26 protein-coding genes are annotated in these 21,710 nt (G+C 45.4%); 19 read left to right on the top strand and 7 right to left on the bottom strand.

Features of this window, described 5'->3' with window-relative positions:
• Window positions 1–9: 9 nt before the first annotated feature.
• Window positions 10–945, bottom strand: a complete 936-nt coding sequence (locus A3OW_RS0109215; protein WP_020563151.1) for a YfdX family protein — start codon at window positions 943–945, stop codon at window positions 10–12.
• Between the two features lie 618 nt (window positions 946–1,563).
• Here A3OW_RS0109215 and A3OW_RS24595 point away from each other — a divergent pair.
• A complete protein-coding gene (locus A3OW_RS24595) occupies window positions 1,564–1,884 on the top strand; it encodes a hypothetical protein (RefSeq protein WP_020563150.1) in 321 nt (106 codons plus the stop codon).
• 161 nt (window positions 1,885–2,045) lie between these two features.
• Here A3OW_RS24595 and A3OW_RS0109205 read toward each other — a convergent pair whose 3' ends face one another.
• The 6 genes from A3OW_RS0109205 to A3OW_RS0109185 form a co-directional block, all read right to left on the bottom strand.
• A complete protein-coding gene (locus A3OW_RS0109205) occupies window positions 2,046–3,254 on the bottom strand; it encodes a phage integrase Arm DNA-binding domain-containing protein (RefSeq protein WP_020563149.1) in 1,209 nt (402 codons plus the stop codon).
• Between the two features lie 11 nt (window positions 3,255–3,265).
• The gene (locus tag A3OW_RS27055) at window positions 3,266–3,514 is read right to left on the bottom strand and encodes an excisionase (RefSeq protein ID WP_083918184.1); all 249 of its coding nucleotides are present in this window, start codon (window positions 3,512–3,514) and stop codon (window positions 3,266–3,268) included.
• A 217-nt stretch (window positions 3,515–3,731) separates the two neighbouring features.
• Window positions 3,732–4,199 (bottom strand): FlhC family transcriptional regulator, encoded by a 468-nt coding sequence (locus A3OW_RS27050; protein ID WP_020563148.1) that lies wholly within the window; start codon window positions 4,197–4,199, stop codon window positions 3,732–3,734.
• Window positions 4,180–4,794 carry a hypothetical protein gene (locus A3OW_RS0109195; RefSeq protein WP_020563147.1) on the bottom strand — a complete coding sequence of 205 codons (615 nt, stop codon included), beginning with the start codon at window positions 4,792–4,794 and terminating at the stop codon, window positions 4,180–4,182. Before A3OW_RS0109195 ends, A3OW_RS27050 begins: the two co-directional genes overlap by 20 nt.
• Window positions 4,791–5,498, bottom strand: coding sequence for a FlhC family transcriptional regulator (locus A3OW_RS0109190; RefSeq protein ID WP_020563146.1), 708 nt, complete (start codon window positions 5,496–5,498; stop codon window positions 4,791–4,793). The genes A3OW_RS0109195 and A3OW_RS0109190 overlap by 4 nt, the downstream gene beginning before the upstream one ends.
• 28 nt (window positions 5,499–5,526) lie before the next feature.
• Window positions 5,527–5,805, bottom strand: a complete 279-nt coding sequence (locus tag A3OW_RS0109185; protein ID WP_020563145.1) for a flagellar transcriptional regulator FlhD — start codon at window positions 5,803–5,805, stop codon at window positions 5,527–5,529.
• 400 nt (window positions 5,806–6,205) lie between these two features.
• Between A3OW_RS0109185 and A3OW_RS0109180 the strand changes: the two genes are divergently transcribed.
• The 18 genes from A3OW_RS0109180 (at window position 6,206) to traV (ending at window position 21,691) form a co-directional block, all read left to right on the top strand.
• On the top strand, window positions 6,206–6,397 hold the full coding sequence (locus A3OW_RS0109180; protein WP_020563144.1) for a hypothetical protein: 192 nt from the start codon (window positions 6,206–6,208) through the stop codon (window positions 6,395–6,397).
• Window positions 6,390–7,451: a DUF475 domain-containing protein gene (locus A3OW_RS0109175; RefSeq protein WP_020563143.1), complete on the top strand. Its 1,062-nt coding sequence runs from the start codon at window positions 6,390–6,392 to the stop codon at window positions 7,449–7,451. Before A3OW_RS0109180 ends, A3OW_RS0109175 begins: the two co-directional genes overlap by 8 nt.
• Window positions 7,452–7,471: 20 nt before the next feature.
• The gene (locus tag A3OW_RS0109170; RefSeq protein ID WP_020563142.1) at window positions 7,472–8,053 is read left to right on the top strand and encodes a TerD family protein; all 582 of its coding nucleotides are present in this window, start codon (window positions 7,472–7,474) and stop codon (window positions 8,051–8,053) included.
• Window positions 8,050–8,352: a hypothetical protein gene (locus A3OW_RS0109165; protein WP_020563141.1), complete on the top strand. Its 303-nt coding sequence runs from the start codon at window positions 8,050–8,052 to the stop codon at window positions 8,350–8,352. The genes A3OW_RS0109170 and A3OW_RS0109165 overlap by 4 nt, the downstream gene beginning before the upstream one ends.
• Window positions 8,336–8,893, top strand: a complete 558-nt coding sequence (locus A3OW_RS24590) for a S26 family signal peptidase (protein WP_020563140.1) — start codon at window positions 8,336–8,338, stop codon at window positions 8,891–8,893. Before A3OW_RS0109165 ends, A3OW_RS24590 begins: the two co-directional genes overlap by 17 nt.
• The gene (locus A3OW_RS0109155; protein ID WP_083918182.1) at window positions 8,853–10,037 is read left to right on the top strand and encodes a TrbC family F-type conjugative pilus assembly protein; all 1,185 of its coding nucleotides are present in this window, start codon (window positions 8,853–8,855) and stop codon (window positions 10,035–10,037) included. Before A3OW_RS24590 ends, A3OW_RS0109155 begins: the two co-directional genes overlap by 41 nt.
• Window positions 10,037–11,197, top strand: a complete 1,161-nt coding sequence (locus tag A3OW_RS0109150) for a TraU family protein (RefSeq protein WP_020563138.1) — start codon at window positions 10,037–10,039, stop codon at window positions 11,195–11,197. The genes A3OW_RS0109155 and A3OW_RS0109150 overlap by 1 nt, the downstream gene beginning before the upstream one ends.
• A gap of 5 nt (window positions 11,198–11,202) precedes the next feature.
• A complete protein-coding gene (locus A3OW_RS0109145) occupies window positions 11,203–12,399 on the top strand; it encodes a hypothetical protein (RefSeq protein WP_020563137.1) in 1,197 nt (398 codons plus the stop codon).
• Window positions 12,400–12,408: 9 nt separating this feature from the next.
• A protein-coding gene (locus A3OW_RS27045) for an IS630 family transposase (protein ID WP_085984329.1) occupies window positions 12,409–13,522 on the top strand; the annotation gives its coding sequence in 2 pieces (ribosomal slippage) (window positions 12,409–12,836 and window positions 12,835–13,522; 1,116 coding nt in all).
• 100 nt (window positions 13,523–13,622) lie between these two features.
• A complete protein-coding gene (traN, locus tag A3OW_RS0109130; RefSeq protein WP_332309822.1) occupies window positions 13,623–15,206 on the top strand; it encodes a conjugal transfer protein TraN in 1,584 nt (527 codons plus the stop codon).
• Window positions 15,207–15,578: 372 nt separating this feature from the next.
• Window positions 15,579–16,130 carry a transglycosylase SLT domain-containing protein gene (locus A3OW_RS26375; protein WP_157385862.1) on the top strand — a complete coding sequence of 184 codons (552 nt, stop codon included), beginning with the start codon at window positions 15,579–15,581 and terminating at the stop codon, window positions 16,128–16,130.
• The gene (locus tag A3OW_RS26370) at window positions 16,114–16,767 is read left to right on the top strand and encodes an OmpA family protein (RefSeq protein ID WP_083918179.1); all 654 of its coding nucleotides are present in this window, start codon (window positions 16,114–16,116) and stop codon (window positions 16,765–16,767) included. Before A3OW_RS26375 ends, A3OW_RS26370 begins: the two co-directional genes overlap by 17 nt.
• 1 nt (window position 16,768) lies before the next feature.
• Window positions 16,769–17,050: a type IV conjugative transfer system protein TraL gene (gene traL, locus A3OW_RS0109115; RefSeq protein WP_020563132.1), complete on the top strand. Its 282-nt coding sequence runs from the start codon at window positions 16,769–16,771 to the stop codon at window positions 17,048–17,050.
• Between the two features lie 8 nt (window positions 17,051–17,058).
• Complete coding sequence (locus A3OW_RS0109110; RefSeq protein WP_020563131.1) at window positions 17,059–17,706, top strand: TraE/TraK family type IV conjugative transfer system protein; 648 nt, start codon at window positions 17,059–17,061, stop codon at window positions 17,704–17,706.
• Window positions 17,703–18,818 carry a TraK domain-containing protein gene (locus tag A3OW_RS0109105; protein WP_020563130.1) on the top strand — a complete coding sequence of 372 codons (1,116 nt, stop codon included), beginning with the start codon at window positions 17,703–17,705 and terminating at the stop codon, window positions 18,816–18,818. Before A3OW_RS0109110 ends, A3OW_RS0109105 begins: the two co-directional genes overlap by 4 nt.
• An 18-nt stretch (window positions 18,819–18,836) precedes the next feature.
• Entirely contained in the window at window positions 18,837–20,417 is a 1,581-nt protein-coding gene (locus A3OW_RS26365; protein ID WP_020563129.1) for a TraB/VirB10 family protein, read from the top strand.
• On the top strand, window positions 20,398–21,222 hold the full coding sequence (locus tag A3OW_RS24570; RefSeq protein ID WP_020563128.1) for a thioredoxin fold domain-containing protein: 825 nt from the start codon (window positions 20,398–20,400) through the stop codon (window positions 21,220–21,222). Before A3OW_RS26365 ends, A3OW_RS24570 begins: the two co-directional genes overlap by 20 nt.
• Window positions 21,203–21,691 carry a type IV conjugative transfer system lipoprotein TraV gene (gene traV / locus A3OW_RS24565; protein ID WP_083918178.1) on the top strand — a complete coding sequence of 163 codons (489 nt, stop codon included), beginning with the start codon at window positions 21,203–21,205 and terminating at the stop codon, window positions 21,689–21,691. Before A3OW_RS24570 ends, traV begins: the two co-directional genes overlap by 20 nt.
• Window positions 21,692–21,710 lie beyond the last annotated feature (19 nt).

Genomic DNA, 21,710 nt, shown 5'->3' with positions numbered 1-21,710 from the left:
CCGCCGTCTTCATTTAGCCGGATGAACTATCTTGTTCTTGATGGCGGAGAACGAGTCTTTGATCCTGGCCCAGATAGCCGCCGATTTTTCGGTATGAATAACGTCTTTCATGTCGTCGATCGCATCGTAGAGCTCCTTGTAATCGTCCTTGGATCCGTAGCCTAACGTTTCGGCGAGTTTCAGTTTTTCCTTGGCCGCTTCGGCCAGATCGAGGATTTCCTTTCTGCTTGCTTCCTGGCTCAGATCTTTTTTATGTTCCAGCTCGGCGGCTTTGGTCAGCAGCGCCTCTGCGCGAAGCACCGGCAACGGCATGATCTCGGTGGTATCGACCAATAAATTCAGAACGTCGTAGAGAGCATCCCGAGCTTCCTCGGTTTTGCCTTGATCGATCAGCGCGGTGGCTTCCTTGATCGCGGCAGGAAACGTGGCCAAAGGAATAGCGGTCGTGGTGATGCGGATTTCACTGACCAGATCGGCCAGGACGCGGCGGGCCTCCTGAACCCGGTCGTCGTCAAGCAGGTCTTCGGCGCGGTCGATCATTTTTTGAGCCTGTTTGTCGTCGCCGTCGAAATCGTAGATGTCCGCCTCCACCTGGGCGGGTAGCAGCCCTGCCGCAGGGTATTTGGCGAGCACGGCGTTGAGCTTGTCCGATACCTGCCGCAGCGAAGTCAGGGCTTCGTTACTGTTGTTTTTTTGTAAAGCTATCAACGCATTCCGGATTCCCATGATAACGTCTTTCGCTTCGACATCTATATTTTGTTCTCTTTCTTTAAGCAACCGACGTTCTGTTTCCCTGGAGTCTTTCGGCTGGGAAGAGGCGGACGAAGAAACAGTAGCGGGAGTGCGTGGGGCTGCCGGGGCGTTGATCGGAAAACTCAAACCGGCCGATACGGCTAAAGCGGCGGCAATGGCTGCGTTGGTTCTTTTGTTGATGAGATCGTTCATGATGGTCTCCGGAGGTTGAATGACGGGCCCGCTTGCAAGCGGTTGTGGGAGGAGCAAGCGTTTTCAAGGACTGTTGCGGCAGCTTGCTGTTCTCTTAGCAGGCTTAAAGCAAACTGTATGCCAGAACTCTGGCCAAGAAGGACGAGCTGGCCTCGGCGCGGATGATGGCTTGACTGAAAGCCCGCAAAGGCTGTTTCCGTCCTGCCGTCCAACTTTCGGGTGAGGGGCAATTCATCCGTCATTAGAAAGCGTTCGGATCGGTTTCAAATCGTGCACCGGCTGAAACCACACTTCCGACGGGTGGTTTTCAACCGATGCCGTGCGTTTTGCGCGGTCCCTACCGTATCTTGTCCGTATCGCTCATGACTTTTCAGCCGTTGTAAAACCGGCGGAAATTAACGGCAACGTTCCGAACGCCACCTCTTGCCGTCCCCCGTTGCAGACGTGCGCGAGCTTGAAGATTGCCTCACATGACTGTCAATAAGGCTGAGGAGTGTGCTAACATCATTCTCAACGCTCACGTCGTGTCGAAAGGTTTTGCCTTGAAGCCGGTTCAACGATAAGTTGAGCCGGCCGTCAGCGGAGACGGACCGACATTTTTAATTTAATCAGATCCCTATGAAAAATAAATTGCTGATGTGTCTTTTGATGTTCGCCTTGACTCCCGCCGCACAGGCCCAGGTAAGGCCGCTGCCGCGCGGGGTTGAACTGGTCGATATTGTGATTTATCGTCCGCTCGGTCTGACGACGACGATCGTCGGTACGGCTTTTTTTATCGGCATCAGCCCGTTGACGGCGCTAACGACAATTTCTCCGCCTCACGATGCCTTTCAGAAAGCAGCCGATCTGTTGATATTCAGACCGGCCAAATTTACCTTCGACCGGCCTTTGGGCGTTTATTACGCCGATCCCGACGGCGAATACCGCCGGCATCAATGACCTGAAGCAGGACTCCCGTTTTAGTAAAGTGTTTGTTATGGAAAAAATAAAAGTTCTTTTTGTCTGCATGGGCAGTATACGAGCATGAAAAAAACATCTTATAAGTCAATGTGTTGCGTCATTCCCCAAAATGCCCCCAAAATTACTCCAAAATATTCATTCTATTTGATAGCTATTTCAAGCCATTCCGCACCTCTGGAATCATGATATAGGTCAGTCATTTTTGAGGATTTGTGACCAAGTAGACGCTGCGTATCTAAGCCTTGGTCACGATATAACCGCTCAGCAAGTGAGCGCTGTTCATGAAATGTCGGCGGAGATCCATCCCACGTCAGTCTTGATTTCACACGCGCTTTCTTGAATCCTTTACTCACTGTATTAAGATGAACAGGATCACCAATTTCTTGATTTACTCCGCGTCGGGTGTGATGAACAAGGTACTGAGAAAGGGCATACTTTCGGCACCTTGTGACGACATCTCCCAAGCTAGCATCAATACATTCCAAACGAAGAGCTAATGGTATTTTGATCAGCGTTCGTGTCTTTTGTTGGGGCACATGTAAGAAGTCGCCATCTATGAAGGCATAAGGTTTGATCGAGTATGGCTTTTTCTGAATGAATGCCGAAAATGCTGGCTCCCAGTCAGAACCGCGTTTGAAGCGTGCAAGAGCAATATCCTCCAGGCGTTGCCCTGTAATAATCGCCAGCAGCATGGAATTTTGCACCCAGGGTTGAAGTGATTCTGCGGAATCAAAAATAGTTTGCCAAGTTTCGAACGTCAACCTAGCGCGTTTCACGCGTACGGCTTTATTCTTTGTCATAGTTGCGGGATTGGAATCTAATTCTCCGGCTTGTATTGCTTCCGCAAAAACATCGATTAGTGTGGAGCGTAATGACTGCGCCATACGCTCTTTGCCAGCGGCGCGATACGCATCCAAATTAGTTACAATTTCCTTAACTGTGATTCCCTTTATTCCTTTATTGCCGAAAATCTCGCCTAAACGTTTGACTAGATGGATTCGCGTTCGGTAAGTGTTTGGTTTAATCTCTCCAGACTGCAAACGGTCGTTGGTGATTTTCAGGTATTCATCGACCCATTTATTGAAGGGCATACCCGCGGATTTGATGCGAGGCTGCTCAGCTATGATGTTATCTGGCGTGATTTGCGCTAGTTGTGCATAAATTGCCGCATTGAGTTGTTTTGCGCGATTTTTAGCTGTTTCTTCGTCTGCGCCGAGCCCCCAGAACTTTCCATTTCGAGGGTCCTTGTACTGGAAAGATAGATTTCCTGTTCGCTTGTCTACTTTGCGGTAGAGGTTTGGTATCTTGTTTAAATCTCGATTCGTTGACGATCTGCGACGAGGCGCCATAATCTTAATACCTATTTACTCAAAATAGCTAAAACCAATGGGTCCACAGGCGATATACCTATATCAACATTGCTTGGGATTTCAATGGATTTTTGTGGTTTCTGGAAGATAGCATCTCTTTGCACCAGCCAATCTCTACCTACTTTCTGGGCGGGGGGCTTGATATAGCCATTTCTCGCCCAGGTGCGCAAGGTATTGGGTGTATAGCGCCCTCCGAATTTTATTGCGTTCCACTGTTCTAGAGGTACTAGCACGGTCATATTGTCACTCAAAGTTGCAAAGGTTTCAGCTCAATTGTTAATTTTTTCCTAGGTTTTTTTAGCGTCGTCTAGATTTTGATCAAGATGTGTAGCCATAGCCTCGGTACCAACGAAGCCATGGCGTACATTTGACTGCTAACCCGTTAAGGAATATGTGCCGTAATGAATTCTGCCATCAAAGCGAAATAAGTAGAGACTTTCATGAAAAGGACTTCACTCAATATTTACAAATACAGCACACATTCTGCTGCAGTTCATTATTAATCAGTTTGGCGCTTCGACAATGGCCACATCGCACCAGCTTTAAAATCCCACACTCTGACCATTTTGCAATCATCCAAGAATCAGAAAAATCGAAAACTGGTCTGACTTTATAAACAGTCAATATATATGCCTTGTATCGGCGATACGCGTTAATACATCGCTGAATGAAGTCATCATGGATTTCAATACGAAAAAAAAACACAAATAATGTGGCTTCCTTCGTCCTTGAAAAGCTTTTATAGATAAAATTCGTGTTGAACTTTAACGGTCCTCTCGGTGGGGATCGTTTGTGCATATCGACAAACGCTTTGCGTAGAATCTTAGGTGACAACCCTGTCTCATCGGAGATGATGTTAATTCTTGCTTCAAGCGACAGAAGTTCAATAGCGGTAGCATAGCGATCAATGATATTCAGACTCATAAACCCCTTCCATGTCTATACTACCGATGACATTCAAAAATACGTCGATCTCATCTCCTTGTAAGGCAGCCAGTTTCGATGCGAACTCGGTAGTAAATCGTGGTTCAAAACAAATAACGCCAGAAGACGAAATTCGACGAATTTGTTCTATATCCATATTCGCAAGAGACTCAATCATTCCAGCCCCCAACCCAAAAGTGATATGAGCAGCAGATGGATCACGGCGTGATAACTCCCTGGCCTTAATAAGTAGATCACAAGTAATATCAGATATGTCGCCAAATGTTTTGGTTTCCCGAGCTGCAACCCGGTCCAAATATTGGGAGGACTTTAAAAACGCTTCTTCGTAAGCTAAATGATGTTCATCCGACAAATTCATCAAATGAACCCTGCTTGTTATGGTTTCGCTCCCAAACTCAAGAACCAGAGGGAACAAAAAATCTTGAAAGAAAACTACAGTTACTTTAGCGATTGAATCGAAATCTACTCGACAAATCTGATCAGAAGTCAACAATTGTTCAGTAACGACCCGGGAAAGATCAGATCCTTCCGAATTAAGCATTTTTCGTCTATATAACTTCTTTAACAAAATCACAACGCCTCCGAATGAAACGTATATTTTGAAAATATATCGTGGGCGTTTTTCTTGTTAACGTTCAAGTTAGGCGTTTTCCATTTTTGACGCCCACTTGAATCAGTAATTGAGTCGCATAGTGGACAAAGCTTATAAAGCTCTGGGTAGTCTCGAATGGAAACATATGTCGAATTGCATAGGGCGCAGCTAATTCCACTTATATAAGCCATGGCAATCTGCTGTCCAATGTGCCAAGCCCGATTGATATTTAGTATCTTAGGATTGTCCTCAATAATTTGTTCATAGAGCATATAGGAAGCAAGGAAGATTTCTCCTTTTGTCGCATGCTTTGCGGTTTCGTTTTCGGTATTTTTTTTGGGGTCGGGGCTGCTAGTTTCCTTGCTCCCGACTTTGCCGATAGACGAAATATCTTGATTCTCGCCATTGATCGCCTTTTGTGAAATCGTTTGAAAAACATTGAAATAAATTGAAGCATGTAGGCAATTTTGTGGCGCTTTGACTATCCAGTCAGGATCATAGGGCAATAGACCGGCTGAGGGCCCTTGGCCATGGATCTCTTTATGGAATTGAAGAGCGGATGCTTTTGATATCTGGCAAACAGCTCTCACAATCGAAGGTCGCCCCCCTTTTTCAATGATGCCTTTTGCCAGATCTAATTTGCGTTTTAGACCTAAAATGTCTGTCTCTTTGGGTGTAAGCCGCAAGTGAGATTCCGTTATCACTTAGCCCCCTTTAAGCCTGTGCGAGCAACGCAATTGGTAATAAGGCTGCGGCTATACTTGATGTAATACCGTGCGGCGCTGGCATGACGGACGGCATTCTAAAGACAGCCCTGCCGCATTCAGACAGGCTTTTGATTTCTTCCAGCGTCATGCTGGCAATTTTCTCGATTTCTATGTCATTAAGATTAAACCTCCAAATAGCCTCCATGGGATTATGCCGGGCGCATTCCCTGGCCAGCATCAAAAATTGGAAGTTAATAGCTTTTAAATCATCGTTAACAAGATTCATAATTTTAATCACATCTCCATATTATTTTTTTGGGTGAATTTTGGCTGAGGCATTAAAAATGCCATAGCGCGAAAAATCACCCAAAAGGGCAATAACCCGCGCAAGCCATGATGCGCAAGGTATGTAGGGTCACACATCCCAAATGCTAGTCACTCCAAAAATTATGTAATCAAAAAAACCTTGTTGACGAAATATGTAAATATTGATCTACACAGGCGCCGCTCCAATTCAAGAACCGATTGTGGTCAATTCGTCCTCTCTACACCCTCCAGAGATATCACGCATTTAGGGTCAACGAACGCTCAAAAATCGAAAGAGGCCGAAAAACAGCGTCTTTTGTGCCGATGGAAAAAAGCTGTTTCTCGTAAGATTTTTTCAACGTTAACCGGAAGAAAAATTGATGAGAAAACAATTAATAACCTGTGCTCTTGCTCTTTGTATGGCTTTGGCCAACCCGTCCCAGGCCGGAGAAATAAATTCAAAGTCTGATAACGATCAAACACTTAAAGCGTTCAAAACCTACGCTTCAAGGTCTTTTCCGCCAGAACTGATGATCGTCAAATTGATTTACAAGGGAGATAAACGTGCGTAGTTTTTATGGTTCGCACGCTATCTTGACGCTAGTCTTGATCGCGGTTTTTGTAACAGATGGGATAAAAGATGCTTTTCTAGTCTTAGTGCTGGCGATACTGGAAATAAGCCTTTCGGTTGATAACGCCGTCGTGAATGCCGGTGTGCTAAAAAACATGGAACCGATATGGCAGAAGCGTTTCCTTACATGGGGCATGTTGATTGCCGTATTTGGCATGCGCCTGGTTTTTCCAGTCTTGGTAGTGTCATTTGCAACAGGATTAAGTGTTCATGATGTGATCTTGCTGGTGATAAATTCACCCGAGCAGTACGCCCATCACTTACATCAGGCTCATCCGATGATCGCATCGCTCGGTGGCATGTTTCTGTTAATGGTCGGATTGAGCTTCATGCTTGACGAGACGCGTGATGTCTTATGGATCGGGGCTATCGAAAAACGTCTTCAATCGCTGGGCAAAATCGATGCAGTAAACACGACAATCTCGCTCGCTTGTCTATTAACCATTAGAGCCACAGTACCTTCTGAAATCAAGGCCACGGTTTTGATCGGTGGTATTTGGGGTATATTCCTTTACGGATTCGTGAGCAGTTTGGACAGTCTGTTTGCGGTTTCCGAAGATCAAATGTCAATCACGCAAACCGCTAAACGAGGTGGTCTCATTGCGTTTTTGTATCTTGAATTGCTCGACGCCTCATTTACCTTCGATGGTGTCATTGGGGCTTTCGCAATATCTCAAGAAATCCTAATCATCACGCTTGGCTTGGGGATTGGAGCTCTATACGTTAGATCACTGACCAATTACCTGGTCAAAAAAGGCGTATTCGATCAATACATTTACCTCGAACACGGCGCTCATTACGCCATTCTCGCACTGGCAATGCTCATGCTGGTCAGCATCGTTCATGAGATACCAGAAGTGATAACAGGAGTTACCGGCGCCGTCTTGATTGGTCTATCTCTCTGGTCCTCAAATTCATACAAAAAACAACAGGCATTGCTTGTTGCTCCGGAATCGCTCAAGCAGCGTTATCCCAACCTTCACAACAATTCTTAACCAACTCATAGGGGTAAAAAATGACTTTAAGTTTGACCAAAGGCGGGAATATCAACCTGTCAAAAACGGACTCTTCATTAAAAAATATCATCGTCGGCCTTGGCTGGGATGTTAGAGAGAGTGACCAGGAAACCTTTGATTTAGATGCCTCCATTCTAATGGTGGGTCCCAACGAAAAAGCAAAAAATGAGAAAGATCTCATTTTTTACAACAATAAGAAGTCGCTTTGCGGTTCGGTGAATCATGCGGGTGATAACAGAACTGGCGCCGGCGAAGGCGACGATGAGTCTATTCACGTATTTTTGGACAAAGTGCCGGATGAAATTCAAAAACTTATCATTTTTGTATCCATTCACGACTCTGACAAACTCAAACAAAACTTTGGCCAAGTCCTTAATGCATTTGTACGACTAGTCAATAAAGATACTCAAGAAGAAGTTACTCGTTACGACCTAAGTGAAGAGGGAGATACGGCAATTTACACATCAATGATTTTTGGAGAGATCTACCGCTACCAGGGTGACTGGAAATTCAAAGCAGTTGGTCGCGGGGTTAAAGGCGGCATTGCTGAATTCGCAAGGATGTACGGGCTCGACGCATGATTTCTCTAACCCCACTAAAAATGCTGGTTTTATTACTTTGTTGTGTCCTCTCTGGTGCCTTGGGCGGCTATTTCGCCGCCTCTCTTTCACCAGTGCCGGCACAAATTGCCATTGTCGATGTGCAAGCCTTAGTCAAAAAAGCTGTAGAAACAGACCAGGCTCAAACCGAAGAAGACGCCAAAGCTCTTATGACGAAAGTTAAATCATCGACTGAAGAGTTAATCCAGCGCGGCGTGGTCATTCTCGACGCGCAGTCTGTCCTGAGCGCTCCAGAGGAGGCTTATGTCAACATTGAATAGAGACGAGCCGTTAACGATACATGTCTTTATCGAACGAACAAAGACATTCGGCCTTATTTTAGTCAACCACCTTAAGTCGCATTCGATTACTTGGGTATTGTTGATTTCATTGTATGGCGTAATACACGCCAACTACCGTTTGGCTATCAATCAAACGCCTAGCCTGCCTTACACGCTGTTCCTGATTTGTCTTGATAAAAATGTCCAAACCGGGGGCTTTATAGCATTCAAATGGCACAACGGCGATCCCTATCCAGATGGATATATCTTCGCTAAACGCCTACTCGCTGGTCCAGGCAACATTGTTACTAAGAAAGGCCGGGATTTCACCGTGGGCGACCGGACGCTCGTCGGTAAAGAAGATGGTCTTAGCCTCAAGAAATTATTTCCAAATGATGAGTTGCATGATGGGAAAAATACGATCCAATTGGGTAAATACTTCGTGGCCGGTGATCATGAATACAGCCTCGATTCTCGTTATAACCTTCTTGGACTGGTAGATGAAAAAGATGTCATTGGTCGCGCGTACCCTATTTTCTAGTTGCTTCCTGGCAGCATTGGTGCTGCACCTGCCGTCTTCTTCCGTTATGGCGGGAGAAGACGATTTTTTTCTAAAGGAAATCCTTAAACAACAGCAGCCCAATATGAATCGACAATTGCCCGATTGGTTGAAAACCAAACCCATGCATTTAAGTCCGCCGTTAGAAAAGCTATTTAATGAAGGCAATCGGATCGCAAATCCAGGTTCTGATAACGATATTGACATGGGTAAGCGGTCACTTGCTCAGGCTGTGCAAGGACGCTGGATTTTCGTTTCGTTCGGCATGCCGATGCATGAAATGAAAGCTGCGGCTGAAGAAGCAGCGGCCACCAAGTCGATACTGGTTTTTCGAGGAGTGGAGAAAGACCAAAACACGGGGTCAATCACCAAAAAGCTTTTGCCGATTGTGCAGAAATTAAAGCCAGTCCCAGGTGCTGTCATCGATCCAACATTGTTTACGAGATTCAATGTTACAGCAGTACCAACAATAGTCGAGACCGATGCAGAAGGAAAAACACGTAGTGCTCGTGGCTTACCGGGATTCGATTGGTTAAGCAAGCAAGAACCTGGAGATCATGGCCAAAAGGGACCAATTTACGGCATTTTAGAGCCTGACATGATTGAAGAAATCCAGCGCAGGGCGGCAAATGTCGATTGGGAAAAACAAAAAACCGAAGCCATCGCCAATTTCTGGAAGAAACAAGACGAATTTAATTTACGACCGGCCGAAAAGACCAGGGAAAGGGCTATCGACATGACAATCGTTTCGACGCAGGATATTTTCCATCCTGACGGACGATTAATTATCAAAAAAGGCGACAGGATCAATCCGCAAGCAATGATGCCAATGCGGCACGCCTACATCATATTTGATGCCACCAGTAAAAAACAGGTTGAAATCGCCAAAAAAGCCGGCGACGAAATTCTCAAAAAGGGTAAACCAGTTATTTACCTGTTTTCCAAAATCGACAAGGAGCGTGGCTGGAGCCATTACAACGAGACTGGTGATTTCGTGAACGGTCCTTTGTACAAGCTCAATAAAAGCATCATGGACCGGTTCAAGCTAGAGGTGTTGCCAACCGTAATAGAAGGTCAAGGCGATCACGTTGTTGCCAAGGAACTTTCAAGCGGCGAGGTTCACTGATGCGTCAAAAAATACTATTGAGCCTATTTGGATTGATGCTCTCAGGCCAACTCTTGGCGCAAGAAACAATCAATACTTCCGAAAGTAATACGATTTCAGCAGAGAAATTATTATGCCCCGATGCCGATCTTTGGGGAAAGAAAATGATTACAGGTATTTGCTGGAGTTGTTTGTTCCCCGTCAGGCTTTTGGGTATGACGCTTTACGATATGGATAACGATATACCGGATGGAGCGACGGATGAAAGCTTTTGCTTTTGTAGCGACGACAATGGTATTCCAAATATTGGCATGACGGCTAGCGCATGGCTTCCCGCAAGACTCATTGAAGTCGTTAGAAAGCCTTACTGTTCTCCAGCCCTTGGGGGCATATCGTTCAATAATGGCGTAAGACTTTGGGGTGGGCATAAAGAGGTGGAAGGCGATGGAACAGACAAGACCTTTTACAACTACCACTATTGGGCTTATCCCTTGTACATGATCCTGGATCTGTTCGTTCAAAATAGCTGCAATGCGGGCGGATTTAGAAGTATGGACATGATGTACATGTCTGAATTGGACCCGACATGGAATATTGATGAATTGGCTTTTTTTCTCAATCCTGAAGCAGTGGTATTCGCTAATCCTCTGGCTGTAGCGGCCTGCACAGTCGACTGCACCGTAACTACTGCATCGCAGCCGATGACCTCGTTATGGTGGTGTGCAGGATGCTGGGGCAACTTGTATCCGTTTGTTGGAAATATTGCTTCCGATGCCTCGCCACCGAGGGACACCAGTTTATTATCGGCAAGGGTATTGGCCGCACTTCACAGGCGTGGACTAGCCCACAAGACCTATGGCAATGACGCTTTATGTAGCGGAACGATCTACCCCATGGTCCCAAAGCAACAATACAAAATGAGCATGATGTTCCCGGTCGCTGAAGCGGAAGCCGAAAAACTGCTGACTGAGAAGAAAGATGCAAATGGCAACACAGTTATTGGAGCAAACGGACAGCCAGAAATGGTTGAAAAGGTCGTACCCGGCGAAAACTGTTGCCACTACATCGGAGAATCTCCCTTTAAATGGGGTGAGTGGCGAAACATACCAGGTACAGGTGAGGATTTTGTTTACCTGATCTGGCGCTATACCGATTGCTGCCTGAGTTACATTGAAGAATAAAAGCCATGGATAAAATCCAAAAACCAATAGCACACATACTGATTGTTTGCATATTTCACAATTCTATTGCAGCGTTTTATTTATTGACGCTAGCAGCATTCTTTGTGCCATTTCCTGTATTCGCTGATGCTTTTCTCGACCAGGCGGCTGAAGGTGAGGCATTGGGTGGTTCGCTCATGTCAGGCTTTACTGTTCCAAATGTTAATAGCTCGACCGGTCAGATTACCCTGACAAATGGACTGGTTGCAGGCCAAACCATAGAGCAGAACGATATGTTCCAAGAGATCCAGCCGGGATCGATGGATGCCGCAGCCGCAGCTTATGGAAATGCTGGCGCTCAGGGAAGTTATGTTAATAGCAACATCGAAAATTTAAGTACTGGCTCAACACAACACGCCAATGCGTATCAAACGCTCATGGGTGCCAATACGGCAATGCCGAACATGCTGAACGATCCGATTTGGAAGCAATCGGATGACGTTTTGTCTCTCACCTCGCCATTGATCGACGATATGTTCAACGGCTGTGAAAAAACAACAAATTGGGGTGAAAAATCATGTTCAATCCACATCGAGGACCTGAAGCAATGTAAAAAATCTTTTAAGACAGAAAAGTGTTCTGTGACCCGATCCCTCGCTTATAGTCCTGTAATGGGGTTCGGTTCAGGAGATGGAAACATAGAGAGCTGTGGTATAGGTTGTACCTTTCTCAATCTTGGGATAGTTGGTGATAACTATTGGGCTGGTAATTGCGACACATATACGCAAACCGTCTCGTTTAGAGTGTTAAGACCCGACAAAATCAAGCGAGTGACAATTTATCGCGTCAAATATGACGACGAGACCCGAATATGGATGAATGGAGCATTGGTTTATACCGGGCAATCGGGTTGGGGAGGCTGCGAACACGGGACCAGTTGGGATGAATATCCAGACTTGGATATAACATCAACATTCAAGCAAGCTGCGGCTGATACATTAATTAACTTCGTCCAACAAACCAGGGTCGATGGAAATGGAGAAGGTTACGCGAGAATAAAAGTAGAAGCTGAACCCGATATCGAAGAACAATTTATTGATAGCCCAGCTGGATGCAGGGAGAGATTGTTTAGCGCATGGCCACTAGTAGTCAGTCAATTTAAATCAAAAGGATATATTGGGCTTGTAAGTCACTCTATAGTGGCATTGATGGTTACTGATTGAGGTCAAGCAATGCCAGCTCTTAAATACAAAGTCAGTCTGACTGAAGACGAAAAGCGTGGCTTGGAAGCCATGATCAACAAAGGAAAAGCCGCGGCACGCCATCTGACACGCGCGCGAATTTTATTAAAAGCGGCAGCGGGTATTCAGGATAAAGACATTATCCAAGCTTTGGGTGTCTCGGAATCAATGGTGTTGACGACGCGCCAACGGTGTGTGGAAGAAGGCCCGGAAGCCGCCCTGAAAGAACGCCCCCGTCCAGGACGTGCCCCAAAACTGACGGAGAAGCAGGCCGCCCATATTATCGCCTTGGCTTGTAGTGAGGCGCCGACAGGGCATGATCACTGGACCTTGCGGTTGTTGGCGGACAAAGTGGTGGAATTAGCGTATGCCGACCGTTGCAGCTATGAAACCATCCGTCAGCTTTTAAAAAAACACTCTCAAACCCTGGCAGAAGCAAGAGTGGTGCATTCCCGAGGTGAGTGCTGAATTTGTCGCGGCGATGGAAGACGTGCTGGACCTTTATGAAGAACCCTACGATCCGTTGCGCCCGGTTGTGTGTTTCGACGAAAGTCCGAAGCAACTCATTGCGGAAGTCCGCCAACCTCTCCCGCCTGAGCCCGGTCAACCGGCCCGCTATGACACCGGCTATGAACGGAAAGGCGTCTGCGATTTGATGATGATCTGCGAACCTAAACGCGGTTTTCGGCAGGTGGACATCACCGCGCGGCGGACCAAAATCGAATTCGCGCACAGCATGAAGCATATCGCTGAACTTTATCCGGACGCGGCGGTGATCCGGGTGGTGCTGGACAATCTGAATACCCATAAAATGGCGTCTTTGTATGAAGCCTTTCCAGCAGAGCAAGCCCGTGAATTGGCGCGACGGCTGGAGTTCCACTACACGCCCAAGCATGGCAGTTGGCTAAACATCGCTGAGATCGAACTGGCCGTCTTGTCGAACATGTGTTTATCACAGCGGATACCGGACACAGAGAGCCTCCGGCGTGAGGTCGAAGCCAATATCCTACCGCGCAACACCAAGGCGACGCCCGTCAATTGGCGATTTACGACGCAACAGGCACGACGTAAACTGGCTCGCCTGTATCCTTGTGTTTCTTCGTGACTGACTACTAGGTGGAACTGCCCCTACCTTTGTATCATCTGGTTCGTTAAATGACCAGGCATCGACGGATTGGTGGCAGTGTTCCGAAGCAACAAATGCACTGGTTGTTGGCCCCGTAACCATCACTCCGGACAATTACACGTCTAACGTTTCAAATAATACGGACATCCTACCGGATGCTCCTGACATACCTCCTAACCCAATTTGTAATAAAGCGGAAACGCGAACATCGGGAACGATATCTCTGGACTGTTACACAGACTACCAAGGTTATCAAGTTTGTCCGCAATATAATTACGACACTAACGAACATAACACATGCGAATCTTTATCTTCCTGTGCTTACATCAAAGAAGAATGCGAGAAGGATGCGTATGGTAACGAGTTGATCGATCCGGTCACGGGAGCCTGCAAGGACTTTATTGTCACTTATGACTGCGGAACCGACACCCCATCGACATGCGACACAACAAACAACGGTGAAAATACTATTTGTGACGCGCAAATTCGATGCATGGGTGGGGAGTGCGTTGATCCCAAGCAAGAATCAAATGAGGATTTCATTAAAGCAGCAACCGCGCTGCAAACTCTGAATGAGTCACAAAAACAATTGTCTTGCGATCCGCTTTCAGGAGCATGCAAGCTATTTGCAGGTGAGGCTTACACGTGCCAAATGGCCGATTTATCAATCCTTGGATCGGTTGATTGCTGCAATATGCCTATAGGCGGAAGCTGGATCGATTACATCTGGTTGGCAAAGAATACATGGAGCTTAGCTGACACATCTGTACAAATATATGCGTATGGACTGGAAGGCATTGGTCAGAGCGGTGCCTGGCAGGTACTAACTAGCGGAACAGTCCTTCAAACGCCCGTCAGTTTAATATCAGAAGCCTATACGGCAATTACCGATACGTTTACATCGATGTCCGATTCTGTTGTTTCGATGTTAGGCGAGGAGATAGGCGTTGATTTAGGGATTGAGGCGATAAAACAGCAAGTCGTGCAATGGCTTGGTGAATGGATTGCGTCGACATTCGGGGAAACCGCGGCATCAACATTGCTATCAGCAACGGTAAGCGGCAGTGGTGCAGCCGCAACGACAACGTATTCAATGGCCGGATCATTACTGTCCTCAATCGTAACCGTTGTCGGAATCATTTATGCGATTTATCAAATAGCAAAACTTGTTGTCCAGTTGGTTTTTGCTTGTACGGAAGAAGAAATAAAGCTTCAAATGTATAAAAATCAAAAAATGTGCACCAAACCCGATGAGATTGGGACCTATTGTTCGTCTAAATTCTTAGGAAGCTGTGTCGCCGAAAAGCAAGTTTACTGCTGTTTTTCAAGCCCTTTTGCTAGGGTGTTTCAGGAGCAGGCCAGGAAACAAATGGGCAATGATTTTGGTGAGCCATTGGCGCCAAGTTGCGAAGGATTAACGATAGAGGAAATCAGTCAACTTGATTTTGACAAAATGGATTTTGGTGAATGGATCAATATGTTGAAAGTGGCAAACGTCATGCCGCTTGACGGGGCTAAAGCAGACGAAATGTACAGCACCCAGTTTTCAACCGTTGGTGACCTACCTAACACTGAGACGAATAGTGTTATTGATAGGATCAATCTGCAAACCCAAGGAACCGATATCGATGCTCAAAGACAATATTTAATTGACAACATGTAGCTGTCTATTTATTGGCCAATCAGAGTGATAACCAGATAGCGCGTAGCCAGGAGATTAATGATTAACAGAGTTATCCACAGATTCTGTGGATAACTGACACCTCATCCTAAAGGATGGGTTGGCTCCCTCCGGATGGGCGGCTATGCCCAGCCGCAAGAATATTCCTGGCTGCATTGATATCGCGGGCATACAGCGAGCCACATCGGTCACGGGATTAGCAAACCTGTTTTACCTTTAGAGCTCTGCTGCCGCAGTATCTCCACCATTTTTCACAGGCGCAGTATCGCTGCGCTCCAGCTAAATATCAAAAGAGGCCGAAATACAGCGCCTTTCACCATGATGCATTTTCTCGTGACCGTTTACGATGACGGCATGAAAAAACATCTTATTCTCGCGTTCTCATTGTTGGTTTCTCAAAGAGCTTTCCCTGATACCGCGTTGGCAAACAGCTTTTGGGGTGTGGCAGCAAAGTATGCAGGCATAAATGTCGCGACTCTGTATGGAATAGCAGTACACGAAAGCGGTATGCACTGGTCAGATGGCAGTTTCAGACCTTGGCCGTGGACTCTCAACGTTAATAAAGGCAATGAAGGTGTTCAAGCCGGACCACGGCGATACGCTTCCAGGCAGGCTGCCGAAGCGGCTTTGGTCGATTTGATTAAAAAAGGAATTAGGAATGTTGATGTGGGAATCATGCAGGTAAATCTCTATTGGCATGGTGACAAAGTTGAGAACGAAACTGACCTATTAGACCCAAGAACGAATATTAGGGTTGCTGCGGATTATTTGAAAGATTTAAAAACTAACAGAAATATTACTAAAACGGTATCCGATTACCACTCTCCGTCCAACCCTGCCAGAGGAATCGATTACGTGGGAAAAATAAAACGTTACGAGAAAATAATTAATGAAAAAATCAAATAAATTACCGCATTTAATGGCTATTACCTTAGTTTTATCGGGTTGCGCTACAACGGATACATTTCATTTTGACTCTTTGTTTGGCGATGATAGTTGCGAAAAAATTACCATAATAGCTTTCCTGCCTACGGTCGTTTCAGATTTGGATTACAAGAGTATTCAAGGCGCCAAAGACCAGGTGATTATCCCAAGTGAATTTCAGCATGCGCTAACTGTTTCGGGTCATAAAAAATCGATTTCAGCGCCTGTAACGCCGGCATTTAAATCATATCCATTTAATGCGCTTTCGGAAAACTACATTCCGAAAACAGAAACCGTTTTATTTGAGTTTGATCAATCATCAATATCAGATGGCGAATCAAAAAAACTTGATGATCTTATTCATAAGATCGAATCATCGAACTTAATGCATGTCAGCATTGAAGGACACACTGACTCGAAAGGTTCCGCAAAATACAACAAAATACTTTCTGTTAAAAGAGCCATAGCTGTAAAGGACTATTTAGTTCAGCATGGAATAAGCGAATCGAAAATATCTACGAAAGGATTTGGAGAAACCTCGCCTGAATTTCAGAACGATACAGAAATTCATCGAGCTCAAAACCGCAGAGCAAACCTAATACCCATGACAGGTAATTGATATGCGAGATATACCAAATTATTTAGATGACCCACAGCAAATATTATTCTGGGAGCTCGATGAATTCATTCTTCTGGCAATAGCATTTGGAGCCGGGATTATGGTGGGTTATCTCGGTGTATTGCTGGTGATGGGACTTGTTGGGATCAAGTTTTATCGCAAAATCAAAGACAGGCAAGCATCTGGTTTCCTTCTACATGCAATGTATTGGTATGGCGGCATGGGTTCAAAAGAATCATTTCCTACATCATTGCCGATTTCATTTATTCGTCGTTTTTTTTAGAGCAGGATATGAACTATAAAAATTTTGCTTCAACATGGTTAAGCCTGCAGGCATCAAATCGATTTTTAAAATTAGTTATTATCGGTTTGGTAGGTTTGAATCTACTGACTGTTATCGGGTGGCTAAAAAAGGATTCCTCCGTAATATTGATTCCGCCTGAATTGTCAGAAAAGGCCGAGATAGCAAAAAATAAAGCGTCGGAAGGCTATAAAAAAGCTTGGGCAATGTATACCGCAACACTCATTGGAAATGTCACGCCAGAAAATGCGGATTTCGTCTTGGATTCTTTTGCTGGGATGGTAACAGGGGAAATTCGAGCGCTCGTAACTGAACAGATTGCCCAGGAACTGGATACCTTAAAGCAAGAAAAGGTTACATCGAGTTTTGATATTGTCAGGGTTACTTATGAACCTGAAACAGACAAGGTATTTGTGACCGGGAAAAACAGAATGACTGGTGCCGGAGGAAAATCTGACGCAACCGAACAAACCTTTGAATTCAAAATTGATGTAAAACAGTATTCACCAATTATTACTCAAATGGCTTCATATGAAGGAATGCCCAAATTATTAAGCGTTCTTCAAAAAGAAGAAGCAAAACAAAAAGCTGAAGAAGAACGCCAAAAAGCATTACAAAAAAATAGGAGCCAACCATGATGAAAGTTAAATTAATTATTAACTCTATGGCGATAATTGCATTTACTAGCGCTTACGCAAATAGCGATTCACCGCCTCCACCAGAATTGCCATTCGAAGCTGCTGATGGGTCATCCTTAACTTCTTATCAGAATGGTGAAGCCGGTGACCTGGGCGCCTATGACAATAGCAATAATCAGGTGATAGTCGATCCCGTGTTCAAGCAGGCAACGAATCAAATAACGCCCCCTACGCACTTTCAACCGCGACAAGGGGTGCCGGATGAGCCGTTGTTACAGGATCAACAAACACAAATTCCACAGGAAGAGCCAAAACCCGCGCCGAAACCCAAAAAAAGACCAAAGGTTTTAGATAAAGCTCCTGAAAATTCAGCGGAAAATTCGAAAGGTCTCGATCTCGGTTTGCAATCAGGGATTACGATCAAGCCAAAACCGGGGCGGACAGAAAGCGTGATCATCGCCAAAGGTAAGCTTAATAGAATCGTTACGCCTTATGCGGAACCGAAAGTATTAACAGTGGACAATGTTGAAACAAAGGTCGACGGCTCTGCAATTTACATCGCAACCGATTCGGAATCTCCGGTGAGCATGTTTATATCGGACAGCGAATCTGGCAATGCGGCATCACTACAACTATCACCTCAAGAACTAGTCATGCCGGTAGAAATCAGAATCGAGGGCGATCCAAAAGCCAATACAAGTGAAGCAGGGTCATCGAAAAATGACAGGCTATTCAGACAGGACTCGCCATATATAACCGAGGTGAAATCAATTATGCAAAATCTCGGCAAGCAACAAATCCCGCAAGGATTCACGCTAGAAGATTTGACGGATGAATTGCGCGCAATGACCTTTTGCCATGACTCTGGCTTGACCTATTGGCCGGGTCAATTGCTGTCAGGCCACGACTCAAGAATCGTTGTGCTTATCGCGCAAAACAATGGACTTTTGGCAACAACGTTTGAAGAGTCATTCTGTGCCAGCGAAAACACCATGGCGGTTGCAGCATGGCCGAAGGTTAGGTTGGAGCCTGGAGAAAAAACCGAGATTTATCTTCTATTACGATTGCCAGAAGGTAAAAGTGGCGAAGAAATCAGACCTTCCCTGCTCTAATAATTCTGGAGAATCATTATGATCGATCTTGAAAAGAAGACCGCCAAGGAAAAAATCATCGAATGGTATGAAAAGCTCGATCCTACCAAGCGAAAGCAATTAACGTTATTCGGCGGGAGCGGTGCATTGTTCATTGTGGCAGCAATTCTCATCTCGGCCACATCGGATAACACTTCTAATAACTTTCTTCAAAAACCCAGGAAAGTCGAATACACGTTGTTCAACGGCAAAAGCCCGCGTGACGTGTCCATTGATGCCATGGCAGGAAAAATAAAAAAATTGACCGAAGATTTTTCTGAGATTCGAGCCCTGTTTCAACGCCAGGATCAAAAAATTCAAGAAGCGTCAAAATCACTAAAAATGCAAACTGACGAGCTGAATCGCAAAACAGAGCGATTAGCGCAACAGACAGGCGATCTTATGCAGCAAATGAGCGCGGCACAAGAAAACCTGAAAAATCAAATCCCGCTGCCCGATGTGCCGCTGGATGACCAGGGCAATGAAAATGGAAAGGGCCGCGGGAAAAAAGGAGGCAAAGAGCTTCCTCAGCCAGATTTGTTAGGCCAACAAGGTCCTCCAGCCTCAAATGGCGATGTTTCGTCGGCAGAAACTGGCCCGAAAATTCGCGTGGTAACTGGTGCCGGTGAAGAAGCACAAAAAAATGCCAAAAGCGGCTCCAGCTCTGATGCCGGCGCTGCCAAAAAACAGGGAGAAAAAAGAATCACTGAATATGTGAACATCAAAAAACCGTCAAGTAAAACCGGTATTCCGGATATGTTTTTACCCGCAGGCAGTATTTTGAGCGGTACATTGGTTACCGGTCTTGATGCGCCTACATCTAACCAATCTCGTAATGATCCTTTTCCTTCTCTATTGCGGGTCAAGCATGAGGCAATTTTGCCTAACCGATATAGGATGGATATTCGGGAATGTTTTCTTATTGCCAGTGGTTATGGCGATTTGAGTGCTGAACGAGCATATATGAGAGCAGAAAGGATTTCATGTGTGAAGAAAGACGGCGCAATCATTGAAACAGCTATCGATGCGTACTCTGTTGGCGAAGACGGGAAAGCGGGTGTTAGAGGTCGGTTGGTCAGCAAAAACGGACAAATCATTTCAAATTCACTGCTGTCTGGTTTCGTATCCGGGATTACCAATGCATTTGCTCCTCAGAAAGTCAGGGCTTATGCCAATGTAACGCCTGGCCAGGAACAGGTATTTCAGTACCCATCTCCCGAGATGATAGGAGGACAAGCGCTGATGGGTGGCATTAAAGGCGCTGCGGAGCAGATTGCTGATTACTACCTGGAAATGGCAAAGAACATCTTCCCAATTATTGAAGTTGATGCCGGCCGGAAAATCGACTTCATCATGATCCGCGGCATGTCGTTGTCGCCGAAATCGAAATCTAACCAACAAGGATCAGGTACGGGCGGAAGTACACGTAGTGCGAGTTCAAGTTACGTAGGTGGTAATGAGACGTATGGAAACGAAATGATGGGAAACATGATGAGCGGAATGCTCAGTAGTGGCGGACAGGGTGTTGGCGGTTATTTAGGTTCTCGTATGGGCAGCGGTTATGGCGGCTATCGACGCTAAATTAAATATTTTGGAGAAAATAATGTTGAAAAAGACATCGGTTTTGTTTGCCCTAGTTATGTTCTGGGTAGAAGCACATGCAGTAGGGCTAGATGTGGCTCAGACTAACAAACCAAAAACAGATACTGAAATGACGGCAGAAGTCAAAGACATCATGCGTAGCGTCGACGAAGTGAAGCGATTACCGGTGACGGGATTATCGATGGTTAAGGCGGGTGAAAGAACGTTCTTGATCACGGATAACGGTCATTTTGTCGTTGCGGGTAATTTCAAGCTAGTTGATATGTGGCAAGGAAAGGTTATTGGATCAGTATCGGATACCAAAGGAATTGACAAAGTCGACTTGAGGAAAATTGGCCTAAATCCTGATGAACTCTCTACGTTCACCATAGGCAAAGGCAAGAAAGAGGTGACTATATTTGTAGACCCTCAATGCAACTATTGTCACGACCTTATTGTTCAGCTTGAACCGTTGGGTAAAGAGTATTCATTCAAGTTGGTCTTGATCCCTGTTCTCGGAAAAGAATCAGCTGAGATCAGCAAAAAGCTGATATGCAATCAAGATAAAGATCAATCTTTGAAGGCGTTGATTGCGAAGGATTATTCCAAACTACCAGCACTGGTTCGTAAAGAAGGGGCATGTGATCTAAAACCCCTGCAAAAAGCAGTTGTGGCAACTAAATTGCTGGATATACAGGGAGTACCTTTCATCTTTTTGCCATCAAAAAACACATTCAAAGGTGGCGTTCCATCATTCAAAACTTTATTGGAAAAAGACCTTGAGGATGAAATCAATGGTAGATAATCGATACTTCAAGTCTATATTTTTGGCTTTGTTTGCGTCGCTTTTAAATGGGTGTTCGTACTTAGGAATTGGACAAGGCGACTTTTCCTGTCCGGGTGGTGTTGATGGGGTGCGCTGTATGTCAGCACGTCAGGTTTATCAAGCCACCGAGTCTTCGGATTACGTAAAAACGATAGCGGAATCCGATAAGTCTGAGAAGAGAAAAACAGCAATCGTCACCGATCATATTCAGAACGGAACTAGTCAGGTGGCAGTGCCAAGTATCGAGCAACCGATTCCAATCAGAACGCAGGCCAAGGTGATGCGTATTTGGATGGCGCCCTGGGAAGATGATGATGGCGATCTGCATGCTGACGGATACTTGTACACAGAAATTGAAAGCAGGCGATGGAATCTTGGCGATCGTTTTCGATCGCCTGGGACGGCGATATCTCCTTTATCGGTACAAACACCTACATCAGGAAAATAGTAAAACGCTTCAAGTTCAA

It is taken from the genome of Methylosarcina fibrata AML-C10 (assembly GCF_000372865.1).
Taxonomy (GTDB): Bacteria; Pseudomonadota; Gammaproteobacteria; order Methylococcales; family Methylomonadaceae; genus Methylosarcina; species Methylosarcina fibrata.
Note: the sequence above shows the minus strand (reverse complement) of the source record. Positions and strands in the feature narration are given on the sequence as shown.